Annotated in this window: 12 protein-coding genes; 6 read left to right on the top strand and 6 right to left on the bottom strand. The window is 48.2% G+C overall.

All coding sequences use genetic code 11. The features are described 5' to 3' along the window. Nucleotides 1-367: 367 nt before the first annotated feature. Nucleotides 368-1,492 carry an ATP-grasp domain-containing protein gene (locus tag JFC05_RS01635; protein WP_198335505.1) on the top strand — a complete coding sequence of 375 codons (1,125 nt, stop codon included), beginning with the start codon at nucleotides 368-370 and terminating at the stop codon, nucleotides 1,490-1,492. 199 nt (nucleotides 1,493-1,691) lie between these two features. On the opposite strand, the gene JFC05_RS01630 is transcribed toward JFC05_RS01635, so the two are convergent. Both JFC05_RS01630 and JFC05_RS01625 read right to left on the bottom strand, forming a co-directional pair. After that, complete coding sequence (locus JFC05_RS01630) at nucleotides 1,692-2,438, bottom strand: MHYT domain-containing protein (RefSeq protein ID WP_198335504.1); 747 nt, start codon at nucleotides 2,436-2,438, stop codon at nucleotides 1,692-1,694. 270 nt (nucleotides 2,439-2,708) lie between these two features. Further along, nucleotides 2,709-3,446: a hypothetical protein gene (locus tag JFC05_RS01625; protein WP_198335503.1), complete on the bottom strand. Its 738-nt coding sequence runs from the start codon at nucleotides 3,444-3,446 to the stop codon at nucleotides 2,709-2,711. 755 nt (nucleotides 3,447-4,201) lie between these two features. On the opposite strand from JFC05_RS01625, the gene JFC05_RS01620 reads away from it, so the two are divergent. The 4 genes from JFC05_RS01620 (at nucleotide 4,202) to JFC05_RS01605 (ending at nucleotide 8,954) form a co-directional block, all read left to right on the top strand. After that, a complete protein-coding gene (locus JFC05_RS01620; RefSeq protein ID WP_198335502.1) occupies nucleotides 4,202-5,449 on the top strand; it encodes a phosphoribosyltransferase domain-containing protein in 1,248 nt (415 codons plus the stop codon). Next, a complete protein-coding gene (locus tag JFC05_RS01615; RefSeq protein WP_198335501.1) occupies nucleotides 5,446-6,264 on the top strand; it encodes an HAD hydrolase family protein in 819 nt (272 codons plus the stop codon). The genes JFC05_RS01620 and JFC05_RS01615 overlap by 4 nt, the downstream gene beginning before the upstream one ends. A 53-nt stretch (nucleotides 6,265-6,317) precedes the next feature. Beyond that, nucleotides 6,318-7,505, top strand: a complete 1,188-nt coding sequence (locus tag JFC05_RS01610) for a cysteine protease StiP domain-containing protein (RefSeq protein WP_198335500.1) — start codon at nucleotides 6,318-6,320, stop codon at nucleotides 7,503-7,505. Nucleotides 7,506-7,877: 372 nt separating this feature from the next. Further along, complete coding sequence (locus JFC05_RS01605) at nucleotides 7,878-8,954, top strand: HpcH/HpaI aldolase/citrate lyase family protein (RefSeq protein ID WP_198335499.1); 1,077 nt, start codon at nucleotides 7,878-7,880, stop codon at nucleotides 8,952-8,954. 138 nt (nucleotides 8,955-9,092) lie between these two features. On the opposite strand, the gene JFC05_RS01600 is transcribed toward JFC05_RS01605, so the two are convergent. Further along, complete coding sequence (locus JFC05_RS01600) at nucleotides 9,093-9,905, bottom strand: alpha/beta fold hydrolase (RefSeq protein ID WP_198335498.1); 813 nt, start codon at nucleotides 9,903-9,905, stop codon at nucleotides 9,093-9,095. 397 nt (nucleotides 9,906-10,302) lie between these two features. Here JFC05_RS01600 and JFC05_RS01595 point away from each other — a divergent pair, with 397 nt between their 5' ends. Continuing rightward, nucleotides 10,303-11,100 (top strand): enoyl-CoA hydratase/isomerase family protein, encoded by a 798-nt coding sequence (locus tag JFC05_RS01595; protein WP_198335497.1) that lies wholly within the window; start codon nucleotides 10,303-10,305, stop codon nucleotides 11,098-11,100. 97 nt (nucleotides 11,101-11,197) lie between these two features. On the opposite strand, the gene JFC05_RS01590 is transcribed toward JFC05_RS01595, so the two are convergent. The 3 genes from JFC05_RS01590 to acnB all read right to left on the bottom strand — a co-directional run bounded on the left by JFC05_RS01590 (nucleotide 11,198) and on the right by acnB (nucleotide 15,053). Continuing rightward, nucleotides 11,198-11,644, bottom strand: coding sequence for a PACE efflux transporter (locus tag JFC05_RS01590; RefSeq protein WP_198335496.1), 447 nt, complete (start codon nucleotides 11,642-11,644; stop codon nucleotides 11,198-11,200). A 169-nt stretch (nucleotides 11,645-11,813) separates the two neighbouring features. Continuing rightward, entirely contained in the window at nucleotides 11,814-12,254 is a 441-nt protein-coding gene (locus tag JFC05_RS01585) for a DUF805 domain-containing protein (protein ID WP_227697363.1), read from the bottom strand. Between the two features lie 195 nt (nucleotides 12,255-12,449). Next, nucleotides 12,450-15,053 (bottom strand): bifunctional aconitate hydratase 2/2-methylisocitrate dehydratase, encoded by a 2,604-nt coding sequence (gene acnB, locus JFC05_RS01580; RefSeq protein ID WP_198335495.1) that lies wholly within the window; start codon nucleotides 15,051-15,053, stop codon nucleotides 12,450-12,452. Nucleotides 15,054-15,141 lie beyond the last annotated feature (88 nt).

The raw sequence follows: 15,141 nt of genomic DNA, 5'->3' as shown, positions 1-15,141 counted from the left end.
TCATACTAGGCTGTGTCTGCATTTCAAAAATAGTGATAAAAATGAGATAAATTGCGGTCAAACAAGGAAAATAGCGCCGTTAATATTGGGTATTGACCTGCTATTTGACGACGTTTAACGATGCTTGCCAAGATTTGGCCATTTTTAGCCCACTCAGATAGCTATCGCGTGAATCGAAGACATGGCCTACACATTGCTCTATAGTAGCAGTCAGTTGAAAATAAGCCCAGTGCTACTGGTATTAAAGTGCGCTCACTATCCCTATGCCATAAAGCTCTGATAAATAAAGCTCTGATAATAAAGTGCTTGAGAAACAGTGACGATCGGATCACGATACTACCCCTAACCCTTAGCATCTGAGAGACCCATGAACAACCCTGCAAACGCTACTCATCACTCAGCGCCTCTAGCCGTCTGGTTGGCTGAAGGTCAATCCAGCCAGCGCGATATGCTCGCTAGCCTGCAAGCTCTAAAAACCAAAACGAGCGCGCCACTGCATATCATTGCCTCACATCGCCATGATAGACCTGAAATCTTTTCGCTGGCCGATACGGTCTATCGTGAGCCTTTAGCGTCCGCAAGTGATGTTCCTAAGCAAATGCCCCCTCTTGATGTACCGCGCTGGCAGTTTGTGCTCGAACAAGCCCAGCAGCAGCAGGTCAAAGTCCTTTTGACTGGACGCAACAGCATAGACTACGAAGCAAAGCGCGACGCGTTTGCGGCGGCTGGCATCCGCCTACTGACAGGGGCCACCAGTGTCGACGCCCTAGCGTCCATCGATGATAAGTTTGCCTTTATGCAGCACTGTCAGGCGCATGACATTCCTGTGGCCGAGGCGTGGCGGTTTGATACCCTAGCCGAGCTTGAAGCATTGCTGGATAAATACTGCGATCAGCCGCTGTGTGTCAAGCCGGTCACAGGTATTTTTGCCCAAGGGTTTTGGCGGCTTGATACCGGAAAGGCAGCAGCTGACCTTTATGACAGCTTTGAGCATCTGTACTTTACCGAAGAGAAAAAAATCAGCACCAAGCAGTTTTTGCAGGCATATAGCCATAGCCAGATGGTGCATGAGCGTCCTATCCCTATGCTACTGATGCCCTATCTATCAGGCCAAGAATACTCTATCGACGTGGTGTGTGAATACGGTGAGGTGCTGGCGGCCGTTACACGCCATAAAACAGGAAAAATCCAGCATGTCGGCTACGATCAGGAGGTGATGGCAGTGGTGATTCCATTGATTAGTGCCTTTGGCTGCGATGGTATCGTTAGCGTCCAGACCAAGGCCGATAGCGACGGCCAGCACCGTGTCCTTGAGATCAACAGCCGCCCCTCAGGTGGTATCGGCTATACGGCGCACAGCGCTGTCGACTTGACTCAAATTGGCTTTGGCTATTGGCTGGGCCTGAGCGACAAGCCCAAACTGGCTGACGTCATTGAGCAAATCACTCCCTGTCAGGTGCGCTCTTTGATGACCAGTGTCAAAATTAAATAAAACTGCCGTCTATTACCCTTGATGCAGACCCTTATTTTAAAGACAATTAGGCAACATCAAAAAAGTGGCGGCATAAAAAAAGGTTTTTAGAGCGTACTCTAAAAACCTTTTTGTCTAAAGCATGCTTTCAATTTAATTGATTGAGATATTGATTGAGCTGACGACACGCCCTAATCTCATCGGGCTGCAGTATGAGATATCACTCACCAAATACCAGTGCTGCCTTTTGCGGCGCATTTTTAGAAGCAATCACCCACAGCAAGCTTAGGACGATGGCCGAGCCGATAAAGATAAGCATCGATGACATAAAAGCGTCTGAGCTGCTATGCGCCATAGACATCATCTCACCCGTATGAACCATTTGCATCTCCATCGCGGCCATACCTGTGTAATGCATCCCGCACACCGCAATACCCATGATAAAGGCACTGCCAAAACGTTGTAGATTGCCACGCAGATTAAAGGCCAACCATAGCGCAGCGATCGATGCGGCAATGGCAATCGCAATCGATGTGAGCAAAAGCGGGGTGTTATAGGACATGGTTGCGTCCATCTGCATGGATGCCATGCCGGTATAGTGCATGGCGGCCACGCCAAGACCTGTCAATATCCCGCCGCCGAGCAGTTTTGCCACACTTGGTACACCGCGGCCAACGATGACCACACCAACCGCCACAAACAGTACCGCCAGCAGCATCGACACAATCGTCAAGCCCAGATCATAGGTCACTGGCATCTTCATATCCACGGCCATCATACCGATATAGTGCATCGACCAAATCGCACCACCGATGGCGAGCGAAGACAGCGCTACCCAAAAGTACAAGTCATTGCCAGGCTTAGCAGACGGAACTCGGATGGCCAAGTTTAGACCAACATACGAGCCAAACACAGCGATGGCATACGAGACAAGCACCAACATCAGGTTATATTCAACTTCTATCATTTTTTCGCCCTTTACATTTTTATAAACAGTGAGCCCAAGCCATTTAAGCCACTTAAGATTTGTACGAGTCGCCGTACTTGAGACGCTCATTACTTTTTTGTCATAGGTGTTATTTGACCCATGAGTGATTTTTACCAGATATAGTTAGCTGAATGTAAAACTGTTATAGATTTAAACGCGCTACTGGTATAAATTTTACTTGCGTGCTGCGTTCCCAGAGGCTGCGCAACCTACATTTAAAAACAGCATCCCAGTAGCGCTATGACATTTTTAGAGTGTATCGACTATAGTAAACTCGCAAACATGGGTACTGCCCGCACCGCAGCTGGTTTCTTCTGCGCGCACTCTGCCCACCGCGGGATTGCTTGCCAAAAAGCCTTCTATATACCCCACCACAAAATGACAGCCTGAATGCGAATGCTCGGATGACTGACAAAACGGACATTTCACCAAAGTAATGACATGATCACGGGCCTTGATTTTAGAAAACACTTTGAGTGCAGGCACCAACTCGCGGCTGATGGCAGCAGACATCTTGAGCGGACTACCGAGCGCATAGTCACGCTGATAGATACCGCCGCCAACCTTGCGGCCTAGCTCATGCATGGCACTAACGCGTCTTTCGGCCGGCAGACTGGCTTTGTACTGAGTGACCACCTCGGCTATGTCTGGATACCGCGCACCGATAGCGGCCAGTACGCTTTTTTCATCTATTGCGGGTGCAGTAGGTGCCGATGGTATCGGAGCCGCAACCGGCGCCGCCGCCTCGTCTTCCTCAATTTCCAGCTTAAGCAGCGTACACCCATCGATGGCAGACAAGTCAGCGATCACATCCGCTTGCGTCTTCGCGCCTTGGCTTTTGGCCACCACCTGTATGATGTTGCCGCCATTGCTTGACGGCTCTTGTCTTTGTGAGACAAGCTGATAGCCAGCTTTGATCAATGGTGAAATCACATTGACCAAACGGATGCGTTCCGAGGCGGTTTCTAGTGCACAAGAAAATCTCAAAGCTCACTCCTTTTTAACAATACAGCCAAACTTTTTCGTGCTGAGTTATTTTGGTAAACTGCGGCGCTGATTAGGTCACCAAAATATCGCCAGACGTACAACTGTTTTGCACCTTTTTTTAACGTATCAATCAGCAATAGCAGTATTGCCAGCGAACACATGGTTTTTTATATATTAGCTGCTCAAAACCTCGTTACCATCTGGTTACTTTACAGAAGTAATTTTGGCTGCATTATCAACGAATACATATTGTCTCGCAAGCAGATAGCCGGCATTGACCGATAAATGGCAAGATTATCCGATAGGTGGCTAAACGCTCACGTTGAGGGTGGGTTCATTGTTTAAAAATCGCCATAAGGCTTGAATACCATGGCTTTGGTGAGGATTTGCTATCATTGGATAGGTGGCGCAGGTCAGGCATTACCACCTTTATCATATGATTTCAGTTATCATGCGGCTATGGTTAACCTATTTTAAAACAGTACCGTCCTACTGGTATTTGTTTCTCTTGCGTGCTGTGCCAACACCGACAGATGCCGCGCAAAATGAATGCCAGTCGCACATGACATAAAGTGTGCCAATATGATGCCGGATTGGCTATATTTATTGATTGTAAAAACGCGGCTCAAGGCTCATATCACCATCAAGGGCACCATAGTTGAAAAGGCCTGAGTGTAAAAATTTCAATATAAAAACCAAGTATAAAAATCAAATATAAACCTAAGTATATTTGAATAATCCTAAAAGGAAAATGAATGCCAAAGCAGCGTACCACCATCGAGCTACCTCGCGGTATCCTTGATCTCACGTATCAGACCAATAGCCATAACGGCCATGCAGCGTATCAATTAAATGATTTATTGGGCTTTGCTCAGCGCATCAATCCTAAGCGCGCATTTTTGTTTGTCTCAAAAGTCTTAGGTCGCCATATTCCTGTCGCTCCCAGCACCATGCGTACCGCTTTTACTGATTTGGCCGCGTTGATTCCCAGCCATTTGCCTGAGCCTATTTTGGTGATTGGTATGGCGGAGACTGCGGTGGGTCTATCAGCAGGCGTGCATCAAGCGCTGCAAACCCGCTACCCCAACGCGCTACTGCTCAACTCCACCCGTCACGCCCAGCATAGCGCTGACGCCGCACCCAACGACAGCGCCTGCCTGCTGACGACTTTTAGCGAAGATCACAGTCACGCCAGCCAGCACCTGATTTACCAAAGTGCAGAGCAAGCAACGCAAGCGCAATTACTTGCGAGTAAGACACTTATTATGGTCGATGACGAGGCCTCGACAGGCAACACCTGCGTCAATGTCGTCACTGCCCTACGTCAAGCTGGACTTAGTCAGTTAGAGCAAGTACATCTAACCACGCTGGTTGATTGGTCACTCAACCAACAGCAAGACACCACGGATACTGCGGACGCTATATCTAGCCGCCTGCCTGATATTGACTTTTATCGTCATCACTTATTGTCTGGCGCGTGGACTTGGACAGATGCCCCCAATCCTGAGCCGATTACGATGCCAGCCGTCGATACCACCGAAGCTGGTAGCCAGCCGTTAGGTGACACCGGCAATTGGGGGCGCTTCCCAACGCTCGATAGTACAGAGGGGTTTGATCGTTATTTGGCGCACTTCCAAACGGTATTTACACGCTTTCGCGAGCAGGTATCGCCTAGCCTGCCTCAGTGGCCTGCGCGCATATTGGTATTAGGCAGTAATGAGTTTGTTTGGTTGCCGTTTTTGTTGGCAGAGTGGCTAGAAAGCCAAACGCAGGCTACCGTCAAATTTGGCGCGCTGACACGCTCGCCGATTGCTCTTGGCGGCGCGATCGGTACGATGCTAAGCTTTCGTGATCATTATGGTCTTGGCATGACCAACTTTGTATATAACGTCGAGCCAAAGGCGTGGGACTTGATTGTACTGTGTGTGGAAACTGCGGCTGATAGCGTCGATGAGATGTGGCAAGATTTGGACAATGTATTGATAGTAGGTGGTAAAATATGACCACGATGTTTTTTCAGCCCAGCGCTCATATCGTCAAACCCTACGCCCTTATGGATCTAGACGATACGCTGTTTCAAACTCAGCGCAAAATTGATGCATGGCATCTGCCTACCGCTGCGCCTGAAGACTTGATCTGCGCCTCCGTCAACAAACAAGGCGAGCCGCTGAGCTTTATGAGTCAGCGACAAGCAAGCTTTGTTAATTGGTTATTAGCGAGTACTGAATTGATAGTGGTCACTGCCCGCGATCGCAAAGAGATCAAACGGGTGAGACTGCCCTTTGATAGCTGGCAGGTATTGACTCACGGGGCGATTGTTTTAACTCAAGATGGCAAGCTTGAGACGCAGTGGCAGCAGCGCATGTATAGCAAGCTTGCGCCCTTGCAAGAGAAGCTGGGGCAGCTAAGCCAGTTATTTACTCAGCACAGCAGCAGCGACAACAGCCATTTAAAGTTTACCACGCATAAAGATCATTTTAATAACGGCACTGAAAACAAAGAACTGACCATCTATCTTGCTATCAAACACGCGCAAAAAAATCATCAAGCTCTGATACAGCTCGCTGAGCAGTTGCCTAAATTGATACGACACTTTGATCAAGACTTCTATGTGCATGTCAATGCCAATAATTTGGCCATCCTACCGCATGCGGTGCATAAGCGTCATGCCGTGCAGTTTTTATTAGCACAGCACTTAGATGCTCAGCGCCCTAGCTTTGGCTTTGGGGACAGCTTGGCCGATTTGCCATTTTTGCAGCTGCTGGACTGGTATGGCATGCCAAATCACGGTCAGATGCATGACAATATTAGCCGCTAACGGCCTGTAGATATCGTGAATAATGACAATCGCTTATATAAGTAACTATCTTTATGACCTATCCCAACATGCAGACATTCACACAATACGGCTCAGGCAGCTACCTACCCTCTGATGTCACCGTACTACTCGACATCGTCGACAAACAAGCAGTCGCCGATATCCCTGTCAGCCAAAAAGAAGCGCTGATCCAAAGTGGGCAGCGGCACTACTCCGATATGCTCACCTTAGAGCAAGCACCAACTGCTAAGCATGAGCAGCTATATCTGCAAGCGCTTGAGCAAGGTAAAGCGCGCATGGCTAGCGATATTGCTAATTTGGCTTATACATTACACGATATCTTTGGGCAGACAGTGGATAATGAGCAGCCGCTGGTACTGGTCAGCTTAGTGCGGGCAGGTTTGCCCATTGGTGTGTTATTGCAGCGCGCCCTATCAGATGATGAAAGGTCAGATAGCGATAGCAGCTACGCTTTGCCTAGTGTACATTATGGTATCAGTATCATCCGAGATCGCGGGCTTGACCCTGTCGCGCTGCAGATGATACTGGACGCGCATCCAAGCAGCCCGATTGTCTTTGTCGATGGCTGGACGGGCAAAGGCGCGATTTATCGAGAGCTTGAGCGCAGCTTGCGGCCTTTTAATCAACCCAATCAGCCGCACTTTGCCAATATTTTTCATCAAGGCGCAGGCGTCGTCCCCCTACTGACGTTGGCCGACCCTGCAGGGGTGGCGTGGCTGGCAGCAAGCAGTGAGGATTGGCTGATTCCATCGGGACTATTAAACAGTACGGTGTCGGGGCTGATTTCTCGCAGTTTGTATACCGAGCCGCAATCAGGGCTACACCGCAGCGTGTTTTATGAGGAGCTGCGTGCAATCGATCACAGCCTTGCCTTCATCGAGCAAATCGATCGTGCGCGGCAAACCCTCCAGCGCCCCATGCAGTGCTTGCCGATGTATCAGCAGCCACGCTATCGGACCGCAGGTTTAATCGATAGCATTGCCGCCGATTATCACATCACCAACCGCAATCGCATCAAGCCAACCATTGCCGAGGCTACCAGAGCGATACTACGCCGAGACCCTGAGCGTATCTTGCTGGCCTGCGCCGATCATCCCGATACGCTACTATTACGACATTTATGTCACGAGCGAGATATCCATATCAGTGTATTAGGTGATAAAATACTACCCTATCACGCCATCACTCTTATCAAACAACGCAGCAAAGACGACTGTTAATATACATAGTCATACCGCTTATACTAGGGCGTGTCTTCAATGACAACTTTCGTGATTTACGGGTTGAAAATGGCTATATTTATGCCAAACGGTGTCTCATTCTTAGCTAATATACTGATATGAACTTTGAGCTGACCCTAGCTGGACAAAAATATATCTCATTTTTAACCTCATAGTTCCGTTGCAGACACACGCTAAAGCCAGTTTAAAAAAGCGCTATCCTAATAACATCGCCACGCTGGTCTACGTTTTTGCTTACTCAGCCTATCGTGTGAGAAGTAAAAACATAGACCAGCCATCCTGTATTGTTTTTTTTGAGTGAGACGATGATAACGTTTTACCCTTTCATTCATCACAACTACGATACCCATTATGTCCGATATACCCAAAAACCAATCAAACCGATACGGGCATACTCAATCTTATGCCCACCTCATCACCGAGCGCCATGCCATGGTGAGACCACATACGCATCACCCTTATCAGCTCGGTGCTAGCCTTTATATGCCGGCCACGCGCCAAGACATCTGGCATGTCATCAAACGCGACAAGCTACCGACGATTAATAGTATTATCATTTGTCTAGAGGACGCTGTCGGTCATAGCGATGTCGAGCTGGCACTCGAGCGCTTACAAGACTTACTAAACACGTGGGCCGAGCATGTCGATACAATCAATCAGCCCTGCAAACGAGCGTCGCTAGAATCCCAGCCGCCCGCCCAGCTGCCGACACGCCCCTTGGTCTTTGTGCGTCCGCGCAGCCCAGCGATGCTACAACAGCTCGCAGACTACGCTCATATCGACCTTATCGATGGTTTTGTATTGCCAAAAGTGGATATGTATAGCTTGTCCAACTGGCGGCTGGCTTGTCAAAATATTAGCAGTACCCAGCTGTTGATGCCGACGCTCGAGACTGCAGCGCTCTTTGATCCGCGGCATAATCAAGAGCTGGCCATCGGCTTTAAAGAAGCCTTTAATCAGCCAGTCTTTGCCCTACGTATCGGCGGCAATGACTTATTTGCTGCGCTGCGCTTACGTCGCCCAAAAAACAGCATCGTCTATGATACCCCTATTGGCACACTGGCCTATCAGCTACTCGGCTGCTTTGTACCGCACGGGTTTTATCTGACAGCGCCCGTCTTTGAGTATCTAGATCAGCCAACGCTATTTATGCAAGAGCTGACCCGCGATGTCAGCTTGGGTTTAGTCGGCAAGACCGTCATACACCCAAGCCAAATTGCGTTAGTGCAGCAGGCGTACTGCGTCTCTCTTAGCACCTTAGATGAAGCACAAGCGATACTGCATAGCGAGGCCAAAGCGGTATTTAAGTACAACAACACCATGCTCGAGCCTGCCACGCATCGTGCTTGGGCGACAGAGATCGTCAACCGCGCTGAGGTGTTTGGCACGATAGATGATAGCAATAGCGAGTATCGCGCTCGCCTCTAGAGATTGGGGCATGTCTTTATTGTACATGCACTGATAAAATCAAGATAAATGGCGCGCACATATCAATCAAAAAAGCCGCTATCACAGCTATGATAGCGACTTTTTGGGTGTTGTACCAATGCAAACGCTAAGGCAATATTAGGCGCAGCACTCTAAAAACTGGCCAATGATGCGATTGACCTGCTCAGGCTCTTCCACAGTGGCAGTATGGCCTGCACCTTTGACAATCGCAAGCTTTGAGCCTTTGATAGCAAAATGCATACGCTCGGCCTTTTCATACGGCGTTGCCGCATCCTCATCCCCTACGACGATCAAGGTCGGCGTGGTAATCGCACCTAGCTGATCGTAAGTACCTGAGCGCTCAATAACCCCCATCGTCGCCTTGATGACGCCACCCTTACGATTGCCTTGTAGCATCGTGAGCCACTCTTTACGCTCAGACTTGCGCGACTTGTCTGCCAAAAAACTACTGCCAAACATAATCGGCATCACTTTATTACTGACGCGCTTGATACCCATCCAGCGTATGGCCTTGACCAGCTTGCGATACTGTGGCACGTTTTTTGGGTCTTCTGGATCGGCAGACGTCTCCAGTAAGATAAGTGATAGTAAGCGCTCTGGGGCTTTGATGGCGATACGCTGAGCCACAAACCCGCCCATTGATAGCCCGACAAAATGACACTTTTCGATATGTAGCGCCGCCAGCAAGGCTAATGTGTCCTCTGTCAGCGTGTCCATATCGTAGCCTGACTTGGTGATCTGCGATTGGCCTTGACCACGAAAATCATAAGCAATACAGCGATAATGCTCTTGGAAGTATGCCACTTGCTTGTCATACATCTGCGTATTCCATAACAAACCATGAGCAAACACCATGACTGGTTTTTGCGTATCATTTGGCGCGCTGTCTTCGTAATAAATGTCTGTGTTATTGATATGGATCATTGGCATAACCACTTCCTTGTCTGATAAATAAGAGAGGTTGGTGACTCATTTCGGGTTTTGACAGTTTAGCATATTTGACCTTTATATAGCCGTGTCTTTAGCGCCCACAAAACTTGCTTTTATAATCAGAACAAGCTGCTATAGTAAGTAATCGAAGCCGCTGATCCACGCCGCCGTCATCTACAAAGGCGGACGCTACAAGCCAATATAGTCAATCGCTATACATGATACCGCGAGATGATAAGTTGTTTTTTGTCGCATCGAGCGGCGTAGGCATAGTGCGCCAGAAAAAAGCGTTTCATTGAGCAGCTTGAGCTCGCTAGCCATGTGTCTGATTTATCTTCTGATTCATCTAGCGATACAATTAGCCAACGTCATAAGACCATTCATATAAGGAAATCCAATGTCACCCTCTCTTGTTGAGTATCAAAGCGAAAACCATATCGCCACCATCACCCTAAATGACCCAAAGAGTCTCAATGCCTTTAGCACACCACTAAAAAAAAGCGTATTGACCGCCCTTGAGCAAGCCGACGCTGATGACGACGTTCGCGTGATTGTCCTACAAGGCGCTGGCGGTAACTTTTCTAGCGGCGGTGATATCAAAGAAATGCTGTCTGAAGGTATCGACAAAACCGTCATCTCAAACAAACTAAAGGGCATGGTCGAAGGCGCAGGCGAAGTCAGCTTAAAGCTACGCCATATTCATAAGCCGATTATTGCTAAATTAGAAGGTGCGGTGGCCGGTGCAGGCATGAACCTAGCACTCACCTGTGACTTTCGTATCACCGCCGACAACGCCAAATTCGTGCAAGCGTTCGTCCACATCGGCCTCGTTCCTGATGCAGGCGGTGTATATTTACTAAACCAGCTAGTAGGCCCGGCAAAGACCACTGAGCTTGTGATGCTGGGCGACAAAATCAGCGCGCAACACATGGCTGAGCTAAACTTGGTCAATCAAGTTGTGGCGCCTGCTGAATTAGATGATGCGGTAGCAAAACTCGCTTCTCGTCTAAGCGCCCTGCCAGCTCAGGCATTATCCAGCATGAAACATATGCTAAACACCCACGCCTACGCAGGGCTAAATGAAGCGCTCGATATGGAAGTACACCAACAAGCAAGATTAGCTAAAACTGATGATTTCATTGAGGGCGTTACCGCATTTATTGAAAAGCGCAAACCAGTTTATATCGGTCGCTAATCCGCTAGGAAGGCTCTGATAACACTCGAAAAGTACTATCATCAAAAAGGCTGCCATCAGGCAGCCTTTTTTGGATGAAATGAGATAACACGGGCTTTTATGAAGAGGTAGCAGCTGGCTTATAGTGATGTGGTAACGTGAATATCTTATCAAATACCAAGGTAAATATAAAAGTATATACCAAGAAATACAACAATAACGCCGCCTCCATTATAAAGGCTGCCACCGAACCAACATCGTACCAAAGCATATACAATGGCAAGCAAATCAAGACCAGTCCGCCTTCAAACCCAATGGCATGAACGCTACGAATCAGCAGTGTACGCGCTGCCACTTGCCGGCGGCGCTCCCATGCTTCAAATACGGTATTGTATAAAAAATTCCAAATCACCGCCGCCAATGACACCATCACTGCCACTGGTAACGACTCTGCGGCATCACTACCACTGAGCATCATCAATATATAGGTGGATGAGATAATCGCAATGATTTCAAAGACAGTCACATATACAAGGCGACGTTTGAGTGGGGATAAAGTAATCAACCAAGACTCCAAAGCACCTGAATGATAAGTGCATAATCAAAGTATCGGTCCGCCCCGAGATAAAAAAATTAAAAAAGTACAGAGCCACGGTTTCCGCCTGCACTTATATTATACCTAAAATAATAAAAAAATCAGCAGCTGTCCTTATCGACCGTTTGGTCAGAAGCGCTTATTTGGCGGGTGGACCCCATTGATTGGTTTCAGGCTTGGTATCACTCGCCAAAAATACCAGTAGGATGATAGAGCCTATCAAAGGTAAAATAGAGATGAAAAACCACCATCCTGAGCGACTGGTATCATGCAGCCTGCGCACCGTCACCGCCAAGCTTGGCAAAAACAGGCCAAGTACCACTACGATATAAAACAGCCCTGTTTCTGCATCAAATATCATACTATCTAACACCATCGCTATAAACAGCAAACCCATTTGTACCAACACAAAATACCAATATTCTTTACGTCTAGCACGACCAGAGAAGTTGCTATAATTTCTAAGACATTTTTTAAACCAATCGAGTATGCCATAGTTTGCTTCGGCACTATGATTGTTCACCGCAGCATCTGGCAGAGGTGGCGGCGTTACTTTATCGAGCATATTTCTATTTTCCATAGGGTTTGTCTTCATGTATCTGTAAGAGTTAAGTCGCCAACCAAAAGTTTGACCAGTTCACTAAAGTATAAACTCCAAAAAAAAGTTTGCAAACTATTCAAGGTATTTTATTTTCATAAAAAACCCCGCATCATTTTGATACGGGGTTCTATTTATACAAAAGTGGTGAAACTTAAAAACATTCCACTGTAAAGATTAAGTCAACTGAGCAACGTTAATCTTATCCGCTTCTTCAGTGTACTCTTCCATACGATCGAAGTTCATGTATTGATACACTTCATCGCCCATGCTGTTGAGCATGCCAGCGTACTGCTGGTACTCGTCGTTGGTTGGCAGTTTACCGAGTACTGCAGCGACTGCAGCAAGCTCAGCTGACGCTAGGTATACGTTTGCGCCTTGACCGAGACGGTTCGGGAAGTTACGCGTTGAGGTCGATACCGCAGTAGACTTCGGTGCGATACGTGCTTGGTTACCCATACATAGTGAGCAGCCTGGCATCTCAGTACGAGCGCCGGCTTGTGCGTAGACGTTGTAGTAACCTTCTTCCATCAACTGGCGTGCATCCATCTTAGTTGGCGGCGCGATCCATAGACGCGTCTTCAGGCTACCTGCTGGGACGTCTTGTAGCAATTTACCTGCCGCGCGGAAATGACCGATGTTGGTCATACACGAACCGATAAATACTTCATCAATAGTGTCGCCTGCGACGTCAGCCAAAGTTTTTGCATCGTCTGGATCGTTCGGGCAGCATAGGATTGGCTCTTTGATCTCGCTCATATCGATGGTCATATCGATGGCGTATTCTGCATCGTCGTCAGCACGCATGAGGCTTGGGTTTGCCAGCCAGTCTTGCATTTGCTCGATACGGCGGCTAATGGTACGTGCATCGCCATAGCCTTCAGAGATCATCCACTTAAGTAAGGTAATGTTTGAGTTTAGATACTCAGTCACCGACTCTTCAGATAGCGTGATAGTACAACCAGCAGCACTACGCTCAGCTGAGGCATCAGATAGCTCAAACGCTTGCTCAGCGGTCAAATCTTCTAGACCTTCGATCTCAAGGATACGACCGTTGAATTCGTTGATTTTGCCTTTTTTATCAACCGTCAAGTAACCTTCTTTGATGGCTTGATAAGGGATGGCATGCACGAGGTCACGTAACGTAATACCAGGCTGACGCTCACCGACGAAGCGGACACGCACAGACTCAGGCATATCTAGTGGCATCACACCAGTGGCTGCAGCAAAGGCTACCAGACCAGAACCCGCTGGGAACGAGATACCCATTGGGAAACGCGTGTGCGAGTCACCACCAGTACCAACGGTATCTGGCAGTAGCATACGGTTAAGCCATGAGTGAATGATACCATCACCTGGACGTAAGCTCACGCCGCCGCGGTTCATGATAAAGTCAGGTAGTGTGTGCTGAGTCTCAACGTCAACTGGCTTTGGATAAGCGGCCGTATGACAGAATGACTGCATGACGAGGTCTGCTTGGAAACCTAGGCATGCCAAGTCTTTTAGCTCATCACGCGTCATTGGACCTGTAGTATCCTGAGAACCAACGGTTGTCATTTTTGGCTCACAGTACATGCCTGGGCGTACGCCTGGTAGGCCACACGCTTTACCGACCATTTTTTGTGCTAAGGTAAAGCCTTTACCAGTATCGGCTGGCTCTTCAGGTTTTGCGAATACGTCTGAATGACCCAGACCCATGTACTCACGAGCACGGTTAGTCAGACCACGACCAACGATCAATGGAATACGGCCACCAGCACGCACTTCATCAAGTAGCGTTGGCGAGTTTAGTTTGAACTCTGAGATGATCTCGTCTGAGTCATGCTTGGTGATTTTGCCGTCATGTGGATAGATGTCGAACACATCGCCCATATTTAGCTTATCGACCGCTACTTTTTCGATTGGCAAGGCGCCAGAGTCTTCCATCGTATTAAAGAAAATCGGTGCGATGTTGTTACCAAGTACCAGACCGCCGCCGCGCTTGTTTGGTACGTTCGGGATGTCTTCGCCCATCAGCCATAGCACTGAGTTGGTCGCAGACTTACGGCTAGAGCCGGTACCGACAACGTCACCAACGTACGCAAGTGGGTAGCCTTTTTCTTTTAGCTCATCAATAAGCTTCATTGGACCGCGCACGCCCTCTTCGTCAGCAGTAATGCCGTCACGAGAGTTTTTGTGCATAGCAAGCGCATGTAATGGGATGTCAGGACGGCTCCACGCGTCTTGCGCAGGAGATAAATCATCAGTGTTGGTCTCGCCTGTGACTTTAAACGTCGTATAAGTTGATTTCTTTGGTACCTCTGGGCGGTTCAAAAACCACTCAGCGTCAGCCCAAGACTGAATCACTTCTTTTGCGATGTCGTTACCCGCTTCGGCTTTTTCGGTGACATCGTTGAATGCATCAAATACGAGCAAAGTTTTCTTAAGCGCTTCAGCTGCGTCTTGAGCAACTTCTTCATCATCAAGCGCGGCGACCAATGGCTGTACGTTGTAGCCGCCTTGCATGGTACCTAAAATTTCAACCGCTTTTTTCTTATCGATAAGTGGTGAGCTCGCCTCGCCTTTAACGATAGCGGCCAAGAATGCAGCTTTAACGTAAGCAGCTTGGTCAACGCCAGCAGGAATACGGTTTTCTAGCAGGTTCATCAAAAACTCATCTTCGCCTGCTGGTGGGTTTTTTAATAGTTCAACCAATTCTGCTACTTGCTTTTCATTCAGTGGTAGCGGTACAGTTCCTAGCTCGGCACGTTCTTCGACATGTTTACGATAAGCTTCTAACACAATAGTCGTCCTCGTCAGTTGGGGTTAGCACAATACGTGGGAGTCAGCATGACCGCCTGCGTCTGTGTACTAGATGAAATAATTATCC

The sequence above is a fragment of the Psychrobacter celer genome, assembly GCF_016107555.1.
In the GTDB taxonomy this organism is placed as follows: Bacteria; Pseudomonadota; Gammaproteobacteria; order Pseudomonadales; family Moraxellaceae; genus Psychrobacter; species Psychrobacter celer.
Note: the sequence above shows the minus strand (reverse complement) of the source record. Positions and strands in the feature narration are given on the sequence as shown.

Coding starts and splice junctions, on each gene's coding strand:
- JFC05_RS01595 (WP_198335497.1), top strand. CDS start 10,303: ATGTCACCCTCTCTTGTTGAGTATCAAAGCGAAAACCATATCGCCACC.
- JFC05_RS01600 (WP_198335498.1), bottom strand. CDS start 9,905: ATGCCAATGATCCATATCAATAACACAGACATTTATTACGAAGACAGC.
- JFC05_RS01635 (WP_198335505.1), top strand. CDS start 368: ATGAACAACCCTGCAAACGCTACTCATCACTCAGCGCCTCTAGCCGTC.
- JFC05_RS01630 (WP_198335504.1), bottom strand. CDS start 2,438: ATGATAGAAGTTGAATATAACCTGATGTTGGTGCTTGTCTCGTATGCC.
- JFC05_RS01620 (WP_198335502.1), top strand. CDS start 4,202: ATGCCAAAGCAGCGTACCACCATCGAGCTACCTCGCGGTATCCTTGAT.
- JFC05_RS01585 (WP_227697363.1), bottom strand. CDS start 12,254: ATGGAAAATAGAAATATGCTCGATAAAGTAACGCCGCCACCTCTGCCA.
- JFC05_RS01605 (WP_198335499.1), top strand. CDS start 7,878: ATGTCCGATATACCCAAAAACCAATCAAACCGATACGGGCATACTCAA.
- JFC05_RS01615 (WP_198335501.1), top strand. CDS start 5,446: ATGACCACGATGTTTTTTCAGCCCAGCGCTCATATCGTCAAACCCTAC.
- JFC05_RS01610 (WP_198335500.1), top strand. CDS start 6,318: ATGACCTATCCCAACATGCAGACATTCACACAATACGGCTCAGGCAGC.